This is a genomic window from Actinoplanes sp. OR16, assembly GCF_004001265.1.
Classification (GTDB): Bacteria; Actinomycetota; Actinomycetes; order Mycobacteriales; family Micromonosporaceae; genus Actinoplanes.
Genome location: NZ_AP019371.1, coordinates 3,552,985 through 3,569,319, shown reverse-complemented (window position 1 = coordinate 3,569,319; position 16,335 = coordinate 3,552,985). Strand labels below are relative to the sequence as shown.

Annotated in this window: 21 protein-coding genes; 13 read left to right on the top strand and 8 right to left on the bottom strand. The window is 70.5% G+C overall.

Annotation, left to right across the window (positions count from 1 at the left end):
* Window positions 1–35 precede the first annotated feature (35 nt).
* Window positions 36–1,601, top strand: a complete 1,566-nt coding sequence (locus EP757_RS16625) for a methyl-accepting chemotaxis protein (protein WP_127547082.1) — start codon at window positions 36–38, stop codon at window positions 1,599–1,601.
* Here the strand turns inward: EP757_RS16625 and EP757_RS16620 are convergent.
* Window positions 1,549–1,935 (bottom strand): VOC family protein, encoded by a 387-nt coding sequence (locus EP757_RS16620; protein ID WP_127547080.1) that lies wholly within the window; start codon window positions 1,933–1,935, stop codon window positions 1,549–1,551. The two genes, EP757_RS16625 and EP757_RS16620, sit on opposite strands and share 53 nt — an antisense overlap.
* 327 nt (window positions 1,936–2,262) lie before the next feature.
* On the opposite strand from EP757_RS16620, the gene EP757_RS16615 reads away from it, so the two are divergent.
* From EP757_RS16615 to EP757_RS16590, 7 genes are all read left to right on the top strand, one after another.
* A complete protein-coding gene (locus tag EP757_RS16615; RefSeq protein WP_232050542.1) occupies window positions 2,263–2,610 on the top strand; it encodes a hypothetical protein in 348 nt (115 codons plus the stop codon).
* Between the two features lie 34 nt (window positions 2,611–2,644).
* The gene (locus tag EP757_RS16610) at window positions 2,645–3,712 is read left to right on the top strand and encodes a DUF4388 domain-containing protein (RefSeq protein WP_127547076.1); all 1,068 of its coding nucleotides are present in this window, start codon (window positions 2,645–2,647) and stop codon (window positions 3,710–3,712) included.
* A 57-nt stretch (window positions 3,713–3,769) separates the two neighbouring features.
* Window positions 3,770–4,258 (top strand): roadblock/LC7 domain-containing protein, encoded by a 489-nt coding sequence (locus EP757_RS16605; protein ID WP_127547074.1) that lies wholly within the window; start codon window positions 3,770–3,772, stop codon window positions 4,256–4,258.
* A gap of 41 nt (window positions 4,259–4,299) precedes the next feature.
* Window positions 4,300–4,671, top strand: coding sequence for a hypothetical protein (locus EP757_RS16600; RefSeq protein WP_127547072.1), 372 nt, complete (start codon window positions 4,300–4,302; stop codon window positions 4,669–4,671).
* Window positions 4,672–4,884: 213 nt separating this feature from the next.
* Window positions 4,885–5,016, top strand: a complete 132-nt coding sequence (locus EP757_RS44455; RefSeq protein WP_255435651.1) for a hypothetical protein — start codon at window positions 4,885–4,887, stop codon at window positions 5,014–5,016.
* A gap of 89 nt (window positions 5,017–5,105) precedes the next feature.
* Window positions 5,106–6,155, top strand: coding sequence for a DUF2786 domain-containing protein (locus tag EP757_RS16595; protein WP_232050541.1), 1,050 nt, complete (start codon window positions 5,106–5,108; stop codon window positions 6,153–6,155).
* Window positions 6,156–6,220: 65 nt separating this feature from the next.
* The gene (locus tag EP757_RS16590; protein ID WP_127547068.1) at window positions 6,221–7,315 is read left to right on the top strand and encodes an MFS transporter; all 1,095 of its coding nucleotides are present in this window, start codon (window positions 6,221–6,223) and stop codon (window positions 7,313–7,315) included.
* 24 nt (window positions 7,316–7,339) lie between these two features.
* Here EP757_RS16590 and EP757_RS16585 read toward each other — a convergent pair whose 3' ends face one another.
* The 4 genes from EP757_RS16585 to dusB all read right to left on the bottom strand — a co-directional run bounded on the left by EP757_RS16585 (window position 7,340) and on the right by dusB (window position 10,530).
* Window positions 7,340–7,990: a response regulator transcription factor gene (locus tag EP757_RS16585; protein ID WP_127547066.1), complete on the bottom strand. Its 651-nt coding sequence runs from the start codon at window positions 7,988–7,990 to the stop codon at window positions 7,340–7,342.
* Window positions 7,987–9,123, bottom strand: a complete 1,137-nt coding sequence (locus EP757_RS16580; protein ID WP_127547064.1) for a sensor histidine kinase — start codon at window positions 9,121–9,123, stop codon at window positions 7,987–7,989. Before EP757_RS16580 ends, EP757_RS16585 begins: the two co-directional genes overlap by 4 nt.
* A complete protein-coding gene (locus tag EP757_RS16575; RefSeq protein WP_127547062.1) occupies window positions 9,120–9,329 on the bottom strand; it encodes a hypothetical protein in 210 nt (69 codons plus the stop codon). Before EP757_RS16575 ends, EP757_RS16580 begins: the two co-directional genes overlap by 4 nt.
* Window positions 9,330–9,396: 67 nt before the next feature.
* The gene (dusB, locus tag EP757_RS16570) at window positions 9,397–10,530 is read right to left on the bottom strand and encodes a tRNA dihydrouridine synthase DusB (RefSeq protein WP_174262405.1); all 1,134 of its coding nucleotides are present in this window, start codon (window positions 10,528–10,530) and stop codon (window positions 9,397–9,399) included.
* Between the two features lie 64 nt (window positions 10,531–10,594).
* Between dusB and EP757_RS16565 the strand changes: the two genes are divergently transcribed.
* Window positions 10,595–11,068, top strand: coding sequence for an XdhC family protein (locus EP757_RS16565; protein ID WP_127547060.1), 474 nt, complete (start codon window positions 10,595–10,597; stop codon window positions 11,066–11,068).
* A 22-nt stretch (window positions 11,069–11,090) separates the two neighbouring features.
* On the opposite strand, the gene EP757_RS16560 is transcribed toward EP757_RS16565, so the two are convergent.
* The 3 genes from EP757_RS16560 to EP757_RS16550 form a co-directional block, all read right to left on the bottom strand.
* A complete protein-coding gene (locus EP757_RS16560) occupies window positions 11,091–12,470 on the bottom strand; it encodes a glycine--tRNA ligase (protein ID WP_127547058.1) in 1,380 nt (459 codons plus the stop codon).
* A gap of 70 nt (window positions 12,471–12,540) precedes the next feature.
* A complete protein-coding gene (locus EP757_RS16555; RefSeq protein WP_127547056.1) occupies window positions 12,541–13,035 on the bottom strand; it encodes a hypothetical protein in 495 nt (164 codons plus the stop codon).
* Between the two features lie 16 nt (window positions 13,036–13,051).
* Window positions 13,052–13,393 (bottom strand): antibiotic biosynthesis monooxygenase, encoded by a 342-nt coding sequence (locus tag EP757_RS16550; RefSeq protein ID WP_127547054.1) that lies wholly within the window; start codon window positions 13,391–13,393, stop codon window positions 13,052–13,054.
* A 33-nt stretch (window positions 13,394–13,426) separates the two neighbouring features.
* Here EP757_RS16550 and EP757_RS16545 point away from each other — a divergent pair, with 33 nt between their 5' ends.
* From EP757_RS16545 to EP757_RS16530, 4 genes are all read left to right on the top strand, one after another.
* Window positions 13,427–13,681: a DUF6703 family protein gene (locus EP757_RS16545; protein WP_232050540.1), complete on the top strand. Its 255-nt coding sequence runs from the start codon at window positions 13,427–13,429 to the stop codon at window positions 13,679–13,681.
* A gap of 61 nt (window positions 13,682–13,742) precedes the next feature.
* Entirely contained in the window at window positions 13,743–14,666 is a 924-nt protein-coding gene (locus tag EP757_RS16540) for a metal ABC transporter substrate-binding protein (RefSeq protein WP_127547052.1), read from the top strand.
* The gene (locus tag EP757_RS16535) at window positions 14,663–15,448 is read left to right on the top strand and encodes a metal ABC transporter ATP-binding protein (protein ID WP_127547050.1); all 786 of its coding nucleotides are present in this window, start codon (window positions 14,663–14,665) and stop codon (window positions 15,446–15,448) included. Before EP757_RS16540 ends, EP757_RS16535 begins: the two co-directional genes overlap by 4 nt.
* Window positions 15,448–16,311 (top strand): metal ABC transporter permease, encoded by an 864-nt coding sequence (locus EP757_RS16530; protein WP_127547048.1) that lies wholly within the window; start codon window positions 15,448–15,450, stop codon window positions 16,309–16,311. Before EP757_RS16535 ends, EP757_RS16530 begins: the two co-directional genes overlap by 1 nt.
* Window positions 16,312–16,335 lie beyond the last annotated feature (24 nt).

The window sequence follows — 16,335 nt, the reverse complement described above, 5'->3', positions numbered from 1 at the left end:
CTAAGCCGATTGTCCAGGTTGCCGATGGGTCAACCGTGGAGTCCGTTTCCCGCCGCCGGGCCGTGACGATCACCGGCCGGCTGCTGATCCTGGGCGCGGCCGGGCTCTTCTCGGTGGCGCTGGTGACGGTCTTCGCGGTGCGCAGCTCCGACGACCAGTCGGCGGCGAACCGGGAGATCGCCACGATCAGCTCGGCGATGAGCGACCAGTGGAACGCGGACATGATGCACGACGCGCTGAAGGCCGACGTGATGAGCGCGATGTACTCGGGCTCGGACGACGGCGAGGTGACCGGGCACGGCGACACGATGGTGGCGAAGTTCGACGAGGCGGCCGCGCAGGCCCCGGCCGGGATGCGGGCGGACTACGCGAAGGTGCGGCCGGACGTGGTCGCGTACGCGGAGTCGGCGGCCGCCACGGTGCGGGCCGCCGTCGCCGACCGGGCCGCCGCGGGTGAGCAGCTGACGGCGTTCCTGACGGCGTACGCGGCGCTGGAGGAGGAGCTCGGCGGCCTGGACGACGAGATGCTCGCCGAGGTGGACGCGGTGAGCGCGCAGGGCCAGGACGCGTCCACGACGAGCAGCCGATTCATCAAGATCGCGGCGTTCGTCGCCAACCTGATCACGGTGATCGTCTGCTTCTTCACGATCCGGGCGATCCGCCGGCCGCTGCGGGCCATGCGGGAGACGCTGCACACCCTGGCGCAACGGGATCTGACGGCCCGGGCGCCGATCGTGGCACGGGACGAGTTCGGCGAGATGGCGCAGGAGCTGAACGAGGCGCTCACGGCGATCCAGACGACGGTGAAGGCGACCGCCGAGCGGGTGGGGACGCTCGGCGAGGCCAGCAGCGACCTGCAGACCCTCGCCGGCGAGCTGGACCGGTCGGCGGATCAGACGTCGTCGCAGGCGCGCAGCGCGGACAGCTCGGCCGGGAACGTCTCCGGGTCGGTCGCCGACATGCTGACCGCGACCGAGCAGCTGTCCTCCTCGATCCGGGAGATCGCGCGGCAGACCATGTCGGCCGCGTCCACGACGAGCGAGGCGACGGCGAGCGCCAACCGGACCGCCGAGGCGGTGTCCCGGCTCAGCGAGGCGAGCCGGGAGGTCGGCGACATCGTCCAGATGATCACCAACATCGCCGAGCAGACCAATCTGCTGGCGCTGAACGCCAGCATCGAGGCGGCCCGGGCCGGTCAGGCCGGCAAGGGGTTCGCCGTGGTCGCCACCGAGGTCAAGGACCTGGCGCAGGAGACCGCGCAGGCCACCGGCCAGATCACCGCGCGGATCTCGGCGATCCAGGAGATGACCACGAGCACGGCCGAGGCGATCCAGGCGATCGCCGAGGTGATCGGGCGGATCGACGACGGCCAGCGGACCATCGCGGCGGCGGTCGAGCAGCAGACGGCAACCACCGATCAGCTGGCCCGCGACGTCGGTGCGGTCTCGTCGGCGGCCGGTCAGATCAGCGGGACGGTCTCGCACATCACCGCGTCGAGCGCGTCCACCGCCGAGGGCGCGAACACCACCCGGCACTCGGCCGAGCTGGTCAGTACGGCGGCTGCGGAGATCCGTGGACTGATCGGCCAGTTCCGCTACTGAGGATGCGGAACTCGTTGCCCTCCGGGTCGGCGAGCACCACCCAGCCCGTGTCGCGGTGACCGATGCCGACCGGGCGGGCCCCCATCCCGACGAGCCGCTCCACCTCGGATTCCTGGTCGTCCGGGCGCAGATCGAGGTGCAGACGGTTCATCCCGGCGCGGACGCCGGTGATCGGCGTGAAGAGCAATGCGGGCAGGGCGGAGGGCGTACGCCTGATCTCGACCTGATCCGGCCCCTCGCTCACGATCAGGTAGCCGAGCGCCTCGGCCCACCAGCGCGCCAGCCTCGGCGGGTCCTCCGCGGCCACCACGACCTGCTCCCAGCGACTGGGCATCGCACCTCCCGGACGGCACCGAATCGACGTGTGACGATCACGTTACGCGCCCCAGCCGGGTGACGCCGGGCTCGGCAGCGCACCGGAAGTGCGACGCCGGCACCGGCCGGGTGGCGCAGGATGACGTCCTTCCGGACCGCTCTTCACCCACTGGACCATGACGCACAAAACGTGCGACTTGTCGGCTCACTGTCACCGGAGGATGGCCCACGGTGGCGGCGAGGGATCGACGAGACGCCACCGGGGCAACGAAGCCCGGTACGAACCGGGAGCCACCAAACGCTGAGGAGAGACGTGCCCGGCGTCGACAACTGTCTACAGGAGGCCATGACGATCCCCGGCGCGGTCGGGGCCAGCATCGTCGACTACACCACCGGATTCCCGGTCGCCACGACCGGGGCCGCACCCAACTCGGACCACGAGGCCGCAGCCGCCGGCACCGCGGAAGTGGTCCAGGCCGCGAACAGCCGCTCGCTGTTCGTCTCGGCCATCCCGCACGACCTGCTCGAAGACCTGATCATCACGACCGCCGGTGGTTACCACCTCCTGCGCGTCGTCCAGACCGAGTTCGACAGCCGGCTGGTGCTCTACGTGTGGCTCGACCGGGTCCGCGGCAACCTCGCCGTGGCCCGCCGCAAGATGCAACGCCTCGCCGACGAGTTGGTCACGACGTAACCAACCGCCCTAGCACCCGAACAGGAGTAACTCGGTGGCCTCCACGACGACCGCATCGCCCGGGAACCTGCTGACGCAGGTCGCCGGCGAGCGGCAGACCGGAGCCCTGGTGGTGAACGGCCAGCCCGGCGGCGCGGTCTACGTCTTCGAGGGGCGGATCATCTACGCCGAGTCGCCGGCCGCTCCCGGAGTGGGCGAGATGCTCACGTCCTCCGGGCGGCTCGCCGCGCGTACCTGGCAGAACGCGCTGGACCTCGGCACCTCCACGGCACGGGTCGGCCGGATCCTGGTCGACCAGGGCCATCTCACTCAGGGGGAGCTGGAACTCTGCGTTCTCGGCTCCACCTACGACGCGGCGTACTTCGTGCTGTCCCAACCGGCCGCCACCGTCGAATTCCTGCCCGGTGCCACCCACTGGCTCGGCGCGGTCGTCCACATCGACGCCGCCGCCGTCGCCCGGGAGGTGCTCCGCCGGGTCCAACTGCTCGACGACATCTTCCCCAACCCGCGGATCGACGTCGCGCCGGTCATCCCGGTCATCCGGGCGCCTCGCGAGCGGATCACGCTGACCGCGCCGCAGTGGGAGCTGCTGGCGCACGCGGACGGCCAGCGCACCCCGGCCGACCTGGCCCTGCTTCTGGGACGCGCGGGCTACGCGACCATCCAGGAGCTGCGGCGCCTTGCGGCGCTAGGGATGATCGAGCTTCCGGTCGTACGGGTGGAGTCCACCGATTTCGTGCGACTGCCACATCCGCGGGGAGCCACTGTTCCGGTCGACCGGCCGCCGGCCGCACCGGTCAGCGCTCCGCCCGTACCAGTGATCAATGGCCTGGACCAGGCAGCGAGCCGCAGCCGCCCGCCCGCGCCGGAGCCCGCACATGCCCGCGCGGCGCCTCCCCGGCTGGAATCGCCTCCGGACCCACCGCCGGCGCCTCCCCTGGCCGACCACAACGGCGGGCTCAACCGGCCACGCCTGGCCCGCCGGAAACCCGGGGCGAAGCTCCCCAAGGAGCTCGCCGACGCCGAGAACCCGCCGGTGCATCAGGGCACCGACGAAGTCCTGCTCAAACGCATCCGTACCGCACTGCGGGCCCTGCGATGACCCGCGCGCCTCCCGGCAGCCCCGACAGCCCCCGACAGCAGAAGGAGCGAGGATCCGATGACGGTGGATCCGGCGGTACTCGAGGAACTCGGCCGCCTTCGCAGCAAGGTGCCCGAGCTCTCCGGCAGCGTGCTGGCCACCGCCGACGGGCTGGTCGTCGCGCACGACTCGCACGGCCTCGAATCGGACACGCTCGCCGCTCTCGCTGCGGCGCACCTGGCGCTGGCACGCCGGTTCGCCCACGCGGTCAACCACGGCGAGCTGCGTGAATCCGTCGTCGAGTGCGACGGCGGGTACATCACGACGTACGCCTGCGGCCCGAACGCCCTGCTCACGCTGGTCACCTCGGGCGACGCCAACCTGGCGATGGTGCACCTGGAGGCACGCCGGTGCGTACGCCGGCTCATCAAGATCATGGCCGTCGACTCCGCGCCGCCGCCGCGGCCGGAGATCCCGGCTCAGGCCGGACCTCCGAGTCCGCTGGCCCGGCGCACTCCGATGTCCACGTTGTCGAACGTCGCACGGCGGCGTCAGGCGACGAGCTGACCATCCGAATTCCCACCCACCTCAACGGAGGAACGAATCCCATGCCCGACATGGACACCGCACTGAAGGAAATCATGGAGATCGACGGCTGCATCGGCGTCGCTCTCGTGGACCACACCAGCGGCATGGCCCTGGGCACCCTCGGCGGCGGCAAGGAGCTCGACCTGACGGTCGCCGCGGCCGGCAACACCGACGTGGTCCGCGCGAAGCTCCGCGCGATGGAGATGCTCAACCTCACCGAGAAGATCGAGGACATCCTGATCACGCTCGACACGCAGTACCACATGATCCGGCCGCTCACGAGCCGGTCCGGCAAGGGACTCTTCCTCTACGTGGCGCTCCGCCGCGACCGGGCGAACCTCGCCATGTCCCGCCATCAGCTGCGACGCATCGAGAACGACCTCGACGTCTAGGCGATGGTCGCCACCCCGGGGGGCGGGGAGGGCCGCACCACCCTCCCCGCCCCCGCACGTGGCGGTCTCAGATTTCCGGCCTGTTTCCCGCTGCCCCTTGCCGTCCGATCGACAGGCGTGCATGCTGTCTTTGCAGCGCTGCAAACACGCATATCCGGCGCCCGGTGTGCCAGCACCAGGGCGTCCGCCTGTGAGGACCCGGCTGCAGACTCCGTGACCGTCCGGCCGCTCGGCGGTCACGGCGCCGTGGTCCCGGCCGGGAACCGGGGCCACGGCACTCTCGCCGTGACACCTGGCGAGGCCCGGGACACGTCGCTGGGCTACGGCTCGGGGCAGGGCTGGTAACGCAGGCCACGATGGGCAGGGTGCAGGCCGGAAGCCGGGGTCGGAGCGACTACCATTCGATGGTGTCCGCGCGGGAGATCATCGATAGCGTGCGTCAGGGAGCGCTCGATTTCGAGACCGCGATCGACGTGCTGACCGGCGTGCCCTCGGCCGAGGTCGACACGGTGCTCGCCGCCGTGATGGAGACCGAGTTCGATCGGCTCTTCCAGCACGGGTGGCAGCCGGCCGAGTTGCATCGCGCGGTGGCCCGGCGAGGCAACCCGATCCAGGCGAGCCTGGTAGCCGACGCAGCACTGAATTTCCAGAAGAATCGGACACCGGTCGACGACCGCTGGCGCGCCCAGGCCGAATCACTCCCGGCATTCCAAGGTCGCCGGCCCGACCGGATCGCCGTCCTCGACGCCTCCCTCAGCCTGCTCGCCGAACTCCGGCTGCTGCCGGCCATCGAGGTCCTCGTCCCGCCGCCCGGCACCCCGCTCACGACCGTGCCGCACCACTCCGACCAGCGCATCCTCGACAAGGTGCGCGCTCTGCTGGCGAAGGCCGAGGCGACCGACTTCGCGGCCGAGGCGGAGGCGTACAGCGCGAAGGCCCAGGAGCTGATCACCCGGTACCGGATCGAGATGATCGACGCGCCGGCCGTGGGTGTCATGCCGTTCGCGCGCCGGATCGGTGTGGATCATCCGTATGAGAACGAGAAGGCCAGCCTGCTCGACGCCGTGGCCCGGGCGAACAGCTGCCGGTGCGTCTGGTCGCCGGAGCTCGGCTTCAGCACGATCTTCGGCTTCGACACCGACATCGACGCGGTCGAGCTGCTCTACACGTCGCTGCTGGTTCAGGCGAACCGCGCGATGACCCGTGACGAGCCGGCCAAGGGCAAGGCCAGAGTGAAGGCGTTCCGCCGGTCGTTCCTGGTGGCGTACGCCTACCGGATCGGCGAACGCCTGCGCCAGACCGCCGAGCGGGAGCTGGCCGCGCGCGACGATCTGCTGCCGGTGCTGCGCAACCGGGACGTCCAGGTGCGTGAAGCCATGGACAAGGTCTTCCCGACAACGGTCCGGAGCCGCACGAGCCGGGTGGACAGCCTGGAGGGCTGGGAGTCCGGCCGGGCCGCGGCCGACGAGGCCAAATTGCGTTGACGCCGGTTCTCCGGCCGGAGCACGCTGGGGTCATGCACCCGATTTGACGCTGACGTCTCTATGCGGTGCGCGCCTGCGCCGAGGGCGTGCTCCTCTACCCGGTCTACGCGCTGCTCTTCGCGGACACCGGGCTCACGACTGCCGAGATCTCGTCGCTCTTCGCGATCTGGTCGGTGGTCTCCTTCGCGTGCGAGATCCCGGCCGGCGCGCTCGCCGACACCTGGTCCCGCAAGCGCCTCTACGTGCTCGGTGAGTTCACCACCGCGACCGGTTTCGCCCTCTGGCTGATCTGGCCGTCGTACCCCGGATTCGCGCTCGGCTTCGCCCTCTGGGGTCTCGGTGGCGCGCTGAGTTCGGGCACGCTCGAGTCGATCGTCTACGACGAGTTGGGCGACTCGACCGCTTATGCCGAGGTCATCGGACGCGCCGATACGACCGGTCTGCTCGCCATGCTCGGCGCCACGTTGCTGGCGGCGCCCGCGTTCACGCACGGCGGCTATCCCCTGGTGGGGGCCATCAGCATCGCGACGGTCACCCTGGGCGGTCTTCTTGCGCTTGGTTTGCCCGATTTTGATCGTACGAGTGAAAGCCCCGCAAGCACATCCGGATACCTTTCGACGCTGCGGTCCGGCCTCACCGAGGCGACCGGCGGCAATGTGGCCCGAGCCGTTCTGGTGGCCGCCGCCGTGCCGGGTTTCAGCGCACTGGACGAATACCTCCCGCTGCTCGCCGGCGACAAGAGGGCGAGCACGGCCCAGGTGCCACTGCTGTTCGCCGTGACCGCTCTGGCGATGGCCGCCGGCAGCGCCCTGGCCGGCCGGATCCCGCCGGCCACCCCGCGCCCGCTGGCCGTGGCGCTGCTGCTGGCGTCGGTGACCCTGGCAACCGGCGCCCTGGTGCCGCACCTGGCCGGCATGATGCTGGTGTCGGCGGCGTTCGGCCTGCTCCAGTTCGCCATGGTGCACGCCGAGTCCCGCCTGCAGGAGTCGATCGCCGGTCCGTCCCGGACCACGATCCTGTCGGTGGCGGGATTCGGCGCCGAGGTCTTCGCCGTGCTCCTCTACGCGGGTTTCGCCCTGCCGTTGCCGCTGCCGCTGCTGTTCGCCCTGTCAGCGATCCCGTTGCTCCTGACAGCCTTCCTGCCCCGCCGCAGTTCCTGACCAGCGCGACTGCCTACGGCCGGGTCAAGTCAGGGCGTTGCGGACGGCGTAGGTGGCCGCCTCGGCCCGGTTGCGGGCGCCGATCTTGGCAAACGCGTTGTTTATATGCGTCTTGACGGTGGCCTCGGTGACGAACAGGTCGGCGGCGATCTCGGCGTTCGTCATGCCTCGACCGATCCGGCCCAGCACTTCCGCTTCCCGGCGGGTGAGGCCGTCCGGCAGCCGATCCCGCGCCGGCGTCGGGTTCGGGCGGCTCATCGCCTCGGCGAGCCGCGCGGACACCTCCGGCGCGAACAGCGCGTGGCCGGCCGCCGCGGCGCGCAGCGCCATCGCTATCTCGGCACGGCCGGCGTCCTTGGTCAGGTACCCGCGTGCGCCGGCCGCGAGAGCGCCGGCGATCGAGTCGTCGTCCGCGTACGTCGTCAGCACCACCACGGCGACCTCGGGAAATCGTTCCCGGACCTGTGCGGTGGCGGCGGCCCCGTCGAGCACCGGCATCCGCAGGTCCATCAGTACGACGTCCGGCCGGTGGTCGGCGATCAGTTCCAGGGCCCGGGCGCCGTCGCCCGCCGCGCCGACCACGATCACTCCGTCGGTGAGTTCGAGCAGCGCGGTGAGCCCTTCCCGGACCAGTTGCTGATCGTCGACGACCAGCACCCGCAGATCGCCGGTCATGACGGCACCTCCGCGGTCACGACCCATTCGTCTCCGGCGAATCCGGCATCCAGTCTCCCGCCGACCAGCGCGATCCGTTCCCTCGCGCCGACCAGCCCGTGGCCGTCCTCACCGATATCACCGGCATCGGCGGGATTGACCACGGTCAGCCGCGTCCACGCATCCCGATAGTCCAGGGTGATGGTGACCGGGCGGCCGGAAGCGTGCCGGGCCGCGTTGGTGAGCGCCTCGCGGGCGATCCGGAGCAGCGATACTTCGGCGCCCGGTGACAGGGTGCGACGTTCGCCCTCGATGCTCAGCGTGACGGTGCTGCCGTGGTCGGCCTCGTGACGGCTGCTCAGATCGGTCAGGGCCCGTGGCAGCGGTGGCACGTCCGCACGCAGCGCCCGGACCGCCGAACGCGCCTCGGCGAGGCCGTCCAGAGCCAGGCGACGAGCCTTCCGGATACGGGTGGCAGCAGCGTCCACATCACCCTTCTCGGTCAGCTGCGCCTCCGCCACCTCCAGCTGAACGCCGAGCGCGCCGAGCGAGTGCGCGAGGACGTCATGCAGTTCACGGGCGATCCTGGCCCGCTCGTCCAGTGCCGCCGCCCGGGCCTGCGCCTCCCGGGTCTGCGTGATCTGTTCGAGCAGCAGCGCCGTCTGCTCGGCGCGCAGGCGGTACTCCCGGCGGTGCAGGCTGAACAGCACCAGGACGGCGATCAGAGCGGGCTGCGTGAGCATCGCTGCCGGTCCCCGGCCAGCGAGCCAGAGACCGGTCAGCAGGACCGCGAGTACGACTGCGGTGAGTGACAGGATCGCCCACATCGGCGTTCGGGGTAACAGCACGAAGGTGAAGAGCGCGGCGTACAGATAGAGAAGTGACGAAGCGTCCTCGGGCCGGCTCGCGGCAATCGCCGGAAGCACCGCGGCCATCGCGAGAGCCGCCCGGGCGAGACGCGGCCGCCGGTGATCGGCGAGGACGAAGAGGAACCAACCGGCGAGGGCGGCGGCGAGCACCGGGCGGACACCGGGACTCGCCGGACCGGCCGTCGCGAACGCCCAGATCAGCAGGGCGCTGAGGACGACGCGGACCAGCCAGCCGGTCTCCGGGTCGTCGGCCCGGAGCCGGCGCACGCCCTCACGCAGCGTCAACCACGCTCTCCCACCAGGTTGAGGATCAGGTCGATCATCAACAGACGGTAGGCGACGAACGCGAGACCCGCGACGCCCAGCACCACGAGACCGGCGACGATCACCCGGCCGGTGATCCTGCCGCCCTCTCGCTCGACGACCCGTCCGAGCACCTCACCGACGAGGCGGATGCTGCGGTTTCCCTCGAACTTCCCGTTGTTCCCCATGGACACGGACCATAGGGAGAGGGCGGGGTGGACTTGGACCACCGAGGGGTGGAGATCCGGGTGGAGATCAGCCGCCGGACTCCTCGGTCTCCGCGCCCTCCGGGACCGTGTCGTCGTCGCGGCTGTCCAGCCAGCCGTGCGGCAGCGACACCTTTCCCGGCGCGTTGACCCGCCCGCGCGGCTGGCCCAGCGCCTCGGCCGGGAACGGGATCGACGGGTCGAGCTTGGCGAGCAGGTCGTCGAGCTCGGCCAGCGAGGAGATCATCGCCAGGCTGCGGCGGAGTTCGCCGCCGACCGGGAAGCCCTTGAGGTACCACGCGACGTGCTTGCGGAAGTCGGCGCAGCCGTGCTTCTCGTCCTCCAGGGCCTCGACCAGCAGCTGAGCGTGCCGGGCCAGGATCTTGGAGACTTCGCCGAGGGTCGGCAGCACCGGCTTGTAGTCGGCGCCCTGCGTGAACGCGGCCTCCAGGTCGGCGAAGAGCCACGGGCGGCCCAGGCAACCGCGGCCGACGACCACGCCGTCGACGCCGGTGTGCTCGACCATCCGCAGCGCGTCCGAGCCCTCCCAGATGTCGCCGTTGCCGAGGACCGGCACGTCCAGCGCCTGCTTCAACGTGGCGATGGCGTCCCAGTCGGCCTTGCCGGAGTAGCGCTGCTCGGCGGTGCGCGCGTGCAGGGCCACCGCTGCCACGCCGGCTTCCTGCGCGGCGAGGCCGGCTTCCACGTACGTCAGATGGTCGTCGTCGATGCCCTTGCGCATCTTGATCGTCAGCGGGATGCCGTAGGGCTTCGCCGCCGCCACGGCCTGGCTCACGATCCGCGCGAACAGCCGCCGCCGCCACGGCAGGGCCGAGCCGCCGCCGCGCCGCGTCACCTTCGGCACCGGGCAGCCGAAGTTCAGATCGATGTGGTCGGCCAGGTTGTCCTCGCCGATCATCCGCACGGCCGCCGCCGTCACATCCGGGTCCACGCCGTAGAGCTGCAGGCTGCGGAAACCCTCGTCCTCGGCGAAGGCGATCATCTTGAGCGTCTTCGGGATCCGCTCGACGAGCGCCCGCGTCGTGATCATCTCGCAGACGTAGACGCCGCCGCCCTGCTCACGGCAGAGCCGCCGGAACGCCACGTTGGTGATGCCGGCCATGGGCGCGAGCACGACGGGCGGATTGACGGCGTGGTCGCCGAGCAGAAGTGGTGCGGTCACGCGCTCTAGGGTGACACGCCACAAGCCCGGTCACCGAATCGGTCAGTCTGGCAGAGTCGGGCTCATGGGAGACGTTCGGAAACTGGTCGTGGTGTTCGCGTCGCCGGTGTCGGCGGCCCTTCAGCGGTTCGCTGTGGATCTGGGCTTCCACTCGGTTCTCGTGGAGCCCGATCCGACCCTGCTGAACGGGACGCCCCGGGAGCACGGTGACACGTATGTGGCCGACCTGGCCGCCGCCGAGATCGACGAGCACACCGACGTGGTGCTGAGCGACCATCACCGGCCGGAGATCGGCGCGGTGCTTCAGGAGGCGCTCGCCGCCAAGAGCCGGTGGATCGGCATCGTCGGCAACCCGCGCAGCGAGGGGCCGCACGTCGCGGCGCTGCGCGAACTCGGGGTGCCGGAGGAGGAGATCGCCCGGGTGCACCGGCCGATCGGGCTCAACATCGGCAGCCGGACCGGGCCGGAGATCGCCGTGGCGGTGCTGGCCGGCCTGATCGCCGACCGAAACGGAAAACCCGGCGGCTTCGAGTTCTGAAACCGCCGGGCCCTCCGCGGGATCAGCAGCCGGGCAGGCGCTTGATCAGGTAGTCCTCGATCTGGTCGAGGGAGACGCGCTCCTGCTTCATCGTGTCGCGGTCGCGCACCGTCACCGCGTTGTCGGTGAGGGTGTCGAAGTCGACGGTGACGCAGAACGGCGTGCCGATCTCGTCCTGGCGCCGGTAGCGGCGGCCGATGGCCTGCGAGTCGTCGAACTCGACGATCCACCGCTTGCGCAGGTTCGCGGAGAGCTCCTTCGCCTTCGGCGAGAGCTCCGGGTTGCGCGACAGCGGCAGGACGGCGACCTTGACCGGCGCGAGGCGCGGGTCGAAGCGCATGACCGTGCGCTTGTCGACGCCGCCCTTGGTGTTCGGCGCCTCGTCCTCGTCGTAGGCCTCGAGCAGGAAGGCCAGGACCGCGCGGGTCAGGCCGGCCGCGGGCTCGATGACGTAGGGAACCCAGCGCTCGCCCTTCTCCTGGTCGAAGTAGGAGAGGTCGACACCGGAGTGCTTGGAGTGCGTCGACAGGTCGAAGTCGGTCCGGTTCGCGACGCCCTCGAGCTCGGCGAACTCGGTGCCGCCGAACTGGAAGCGGTACTCGATGTCGACGGTCCGCTTCGAGTAGTGCGAGAGCTTCTCCTTGGGGTGCTCGTAGAAGCGCAGGTTGCTCTCCGAGAGGCCCAGGTCGCGGTACCAGTCCCAGCGCTGCTGCAGCCAGTAGTCGTGCCACTCCTCGTCACTGCCGGGCGCGACGAAGAACTCCATCTCCATCTGCTCGAACTCCCGCGTACGGAAGATGAAGTTGCCCGGGGTGATCTCGTTGCGGAAGCTCTTGCCGATCTGCGCGATGCCGAACGGCGGCTTCTTGCGGGCCGCGGTCGCCACGTTGTTGTAGTTCACGAAGATGCCCTGGGCGGTCTCCGGGCGCAGGTAGTGCAGGCCCTCGGCGCTCTCGGTGGGGCCGAGGTAGGTCTTCATCAGGCCGTTGAACATCTTCGGCTCGGTGAAGGTGCCCTTGTTGCCGCAGTTCGGGCAGTTCAGCTCGGAGAGCGACGACGGCAGCGAGCCGTGCTTCGCCTCGTACGCCTCCTCGAGGTGGTCGGCGCGGAACCGCTTGTGGCAGGACTGGCACTCGGTCAGCGGGTCGACGAACGCGTCGAGGTGACCGGAGGCCGCCCAGACGTCACGGGCGAGGATGACGGCGGAGTCCAGGCCGACGATGTCGTCGCGCTGCTGGACCATGGTCCGCCACCACTGCCGGCGGACGTTCTCCTTCAACTCCACGCCGAGCGGACCGTAGTCCCACGCCGAGCGGGTTCCTCCGTAGATCTCGCTGGAGGGGAAGACGAAGCCCCGGCGCTTGGCCAGGCTGACGACGGAGTCGATACGGTCGGCAGGCATGTGCGGGTTTCCTCCTACGCCGGCTGGGTGTCGGCGGGGAAATCGGTTGTTGACAGGACGAAGAGCGAGATTACTCCCCGAGACCGCACACCTCGAACGCGCCCGTCGAGGTGTTCTGGGCGAGTTCGGCCTGAACAACGGCGGTGTCACCGTCGGCGTAGGTCACGTCGACCGGCACCGTCCCGTACGTCAGATCAACGTCACCCACGTAGTACGCCGCGACCTGCTCGCTCGCGGTCATCCTGGTGATGTAGTCCTCGCGGCTCTCCTGGCTGCGCGCGTCCTGGCAGAGCAGCCCGTACGCCTTGGTGAACTCGCGGTCCTGCACGGCCTCCATGTAACGGCTCACGACCACGTCGACCTGCTCGTTGATCGCGTTGTCCATGGCGGTGGCCAGCCCGGCGATCGCGACCGCGCCACCGCCGCAGACCAGCGCCAGGATGCCGCCGGCGATGCCGAGGCCCATGCCGATCCGTCTGCCGCGTCCCTCGACCGGGGGCGCGGGGAACGGCGGATGGACTCCGGGGCCGGCGGGTGGCAGCGGGACGTACGGCGCCGTGCTCATGTTTCCAGCCTAGTTCTCAGCGCCACGGATCGGCGGCCCGGTCGCTGGCGGTCACGACGACGGCCCCGTCCGGCTCGGCCGCGGCGAGGGTCTCGTACGCCGACGGCTCGTCGAGGGACAGGGCGAGCAACGGCGTGGCGTGCACTTTGACCTCGAATCCGCCCAGCGCTCGCCGGTAGGCTCCGACGGACTCCCACTCGGTCACCAGGGTCCAGGCGGCCGGGTCCTCCAGCGCCCGGGCCAGCCGGCCGGACCGGTAACCCCGGCTCGCGGCGAGGGCGGCGAGGGCGGCGTGCGCACGTTCGACGAAGTCGTCGTGCGTTTCCGGTGGGACGTGGAAGCGGTTGAGCACCAGCATGTGACGAGGGTACGCACGCCGAAGGAGCCGACAGTGACGCCGTCCGACCAAATGCTGCGCCGGATCGCCCGGGTCAATCCGACCGTGGCGTTCATCGTGGCCCTCGTAGTCCTCCTGGGGGGCCTGTTCCTGCCGGGGATCGTCGGCGCGCTGCTGCTGGCGGTGCTGGCGGCCGGGTTGGGAGCGCTGACGTTCACGACCTGGCCGGTGCAGTCGGCCATCACCCGTACCGTGCGCCTGGTCCTGCTCTCGCTTTTGATCATCGCCGCGATATCCAAGATCCTCTGAGTCGACGACGAGACTCATGCGCTTTTGACAATCATTGTCATTGTCGACGACAGTTGATGGCATGATGCGCCGCCTCGCCCCCGCCCTCGCCCTCCTCCTGGTCCTCAGCGGCTGCGGAGGCGCATCCACGGGCAGTGACGGGAAGCTTTCCGTCGTCACCGCGTTCTACCCGCTGCAGTTCATCAGCGAGCGGGTCGGAGGTGACGTGGTCAGCGTCAGCAATCTCACCAAGCCGGGCGCCGAGCCGCACGACGTGGAGCTCAACGCCCGCCAGGTGGGCGAGATCACCGACGCCGACCTGGTCGTCTACCTGAGCGGCTTCCAGCCCGCGGTGGACGACGCGGTGAAGCAGAACGGCGGCGACCACGCGTTCGACGCGGCCTCGTCGATCGAGCTGCTGAGCGCGGCGGAGGCCGACGAGCACGCCCACGAGGGCGAGGAGGCGCACGCCGAGGAGAGCACCGGCGGCACCGACCCGCACTTCTGGCTCGACCCGACCCGTCTCGCCACGGTGGCCGGGCAGGTCGCCGTGAAGCTCGGCGAGGCGGACCCGGACAACGCCGCCGCTTTCCAGAGCCGCGCGAAGGAGCTGCAGGACGAGCTCCAGAATCTGGACGGCGAATTCAAGACCGGGCTCAAGAGCTGCGAACGCCATGAACTGGTGACCAGCCACACCGCCTTCCACTACCTGGCCGACCGCTACGGCCTCACCCAGATCGGCATCACCGGCATCGACCCGGAGGCCGAGCCGTCCCCGCAGCGGCTCGCCGCGGTCGCCGAGGAGGCCAAGGAGCACGGCGCCACCACGATCTTCTTCGAGACGCTGGTCAGCCCGAAGGTCGCCGAGACCCTGGCGCGTGAGGTGGGCGCCCAGACGGCGGTGCTGGACCCGCTGGAGGGCCTGAGCGACGAGAATGCGGACTACTTCTCGGTGATGCGGGCCAACCTGACGGCGCTCACCAAGGCACTCGGATGTGAATCATGACGAACGTGGTCGAGGTACGGCACGCGGCGGCCGGCTACGACGGCCGGGAGATCCTCAGTGACGTGTCGCTGAGCGTGGCGGCCGGTGACGTGGTGGCCGTGCTCGGCGCCAACGGGTCCGGCAAGTCGACGCTGATCCGTACCGTCCTCGGCCTCGTGCCGCTCCGGCGCGGCGAGATCGACCTGTTCGGCACGCCGCAGCGCCGGTTCCGGCAGTGGGAGCGCATCGGGTACGTGCCACAGCGTCTCGGCGCCGGCAGCGGCGTGCCGGCGACCGTCGGCGAGGTGGTGGCGTCCGGACGGCTGGCCCGGCGCGGCATCTTCCGGTTCCCCGGCGCGGCCGACAAGGCGGCGGTCCGGGACGCGCTCACCGACGTGGGCCTGCTGGATCGGATCGGCGACCCGGTCGCCACTCTCTCCGGCGGGCAGCAGCAGCGCACGCTGATCGCCCGGGCGCTGGCCGGCAAGCCGGATCTGCTGGTCCTGGACGAGCCGACGGCGGGCGTGGACGCGGCCAGCCAGGAGGCGTTCGCCGCGGCGCTCACCCGCTTCGCGGCGGCCGGTGGCTCGATCATGCTGGTCCTGCACGAGTTGGGCCCGCTGCGGCCGCTCATCGGGCGCGGCGTCGTCGTTCACGACGGCCGGATCGCGTACGAGGGAACGCCCCCCGAACCGGCGGGTCACCACGCCGAACCGGGGCACGATCACGTGCACCCCCATGCCGACGAGGTGAAGGCCGGCATCTGCGAGTGGGCGCCCACCGAGGGGACGAAGGCGTACTGATGGAGCTTCTGACCTATCCCTTCATGCTCCGCGCGCTGACCGGCGCCCTGATCATCGGCCTGGTGGCCCCGGCGCTCGGGATCTATCTCGTGCAGCGGCGGCTGTCGCTGATCGGTGACGGCATCGGTCACGTGGCGCTCACCGGCGTCGGCGTCGGCCTGCTGACGAACAACTCCCCGGTGCTCGCCGCCGTGCTGGTCGCCACGATCGGCGCGGTCGGCGTCGAGCTGATCCGGGAGCGCGGCCGCACCTCCGGCGACCTGGCGCTGGCCCTGCTCTTCTACGGCGGCATCGCCGGTGGCGTGGTGCTGGTCGGCCTCTCCGACAACGGCAACTCGAACCTGATGCAGTACCTCTTCGGCTCGCTGCTCACCACCTCGCCGCAGGACCTGGTGGTGATCGGCGGTCTCGGCGCAGGGGTGCTGATCGCCATGCTCGCGCTGCGGCCGGCGCTCTTCGCGCTCTGCAACGACGAGGAGTTCGCCCGGGTCAGCGGCCTTCCGGTGCGGACCCTCAACATCCTGCTGGCGGTGGTCACGGCGGTGACCGTGACGATCGCCATGCGTACGGTCGGCCTGCTGCTCGTCTCCGCGCTGATGGTCGTCCCGGTAGCGGCGGCCCAGCAGGTCACCCGTGGTTTCCGCACGACGATGGCGGCGGCCATGCTGATCGGCGTCGCGGCGGCCGGCGCCGGCATCGTGGTCTCGGCCGAGGCGGACACCGCCCCCGGCGCCACCACCGTGCTCCTGGCCCTGGTCGCCTTCCTCGGCACCACGCTTGCCGCGGCCGTGCGCCGCATGCTGGCCCGGCGATCCCATCCGCCGGTGGCCGCGGAACCTCCGGACGTCGTGTTGCATGGTTGAGCCGGAGACCGCTGTACGGTGGTC

What these genes read in the sequence shown, in the direction of transcription:
- EP757_RS16600 (WP_127547072.1), top strand. Translation starts at nt 4,300, where the DNA reads ATGCCCGACATGGACACCGCACTGAAGGAAATCATGGAGATCGACGGC.
- EP757_RS16530 (WP_127547048.1), top strand. Translation starts at nt 15,448, where the DNA reads ATGGAGCTTCTGACCTATCCCTTCATGCTCCGCGCGCTGACCGGCGCC.
- EP757_RS16540 (WP_127547052.1), top strand. Translation starts at nt 13,743, where the DNA reads ATGATGCGCCGCCTCGCCCCCGCCCTCGCCCTCCTCCTGGTCCTCAGC.
- EP757_RS16575 (WP_127547062.1), bottom strand. Translation starts at nt 9,329, where the DNA reads ATGGGGAACAACGGGAAGTTCGAGGGAAACCGCAGCATCCGCCTCGTC.
- EP757_RS16585 (WP_127547066.1), bottom strand. Translation starts at nt 7,990, where the DNA reads ATGACCGGCGATCTGCGGGTGCTGGTCGTCGACGATCAGCAACTGGTC.
- EP757_RS16605 (WP_127547074.1), top strand. Translation starts at nt 3,770, where the DNA reads ATGACGGTGGATCCGGCGGTACTCGAGGAACTCGGCCGCCTTCGCAGC.
- EP757_RS16555 (WP_127547056.1), bottom strand. Translation starts at nt 13,035, where the DNA reads ATGAGCACGGCGCCGTACGTCCCGCTGCCACCCGCCGGCCCCGGAGTC.
- EP757_RS16560 (WP_127547058.1), bottom strand. Translation starts at nt 12,470, where the DNA reads ATGCCTGCCGACCGTATCGACTCCGTCGTCAGCCTGGCCAAGCGCCGG.
- EP757_RS16565 (WP_127547060.1), top strand. Translation starts at nt 10,595, where the DNA reads ATGGGAGACGTTCGGAAACTGGTCGTGGTGTTCGCGTCGCCGGTGTCG.
- EP757_RS16535 (WP_127547050.1), top strand. Translation starts at nt 14,663, where the DNA reads ATGACGAACGTGGTCGAGGTACGGCACGCGGCGGCCGGCTACGACGGC.
- EP757_RS16550 (WP_127547054.1), bottom strand. Translation starts at nt 13,393, where the DNA reads ATGCTGGTGCTCAACCGCTTCCACGTCCCACCGGAAACGCACGACGAC.
- EP757_RS16615 (WP_232050542.1), top strand. Translation starts at nt 2,263, where the DNA reads ATGACGATCCCCGGCGCGGTCGGGGCCAGCATCGTCGACTACACCACC.
- EP757_RS16620 (WP_127547080.1), bottom strand. Translation starts at nt 1,935, where the DNA reads ATGCCCAGTCGCTGGGAGCAGGTCGTGGTGGCCGCGGAGGACCCGCCG.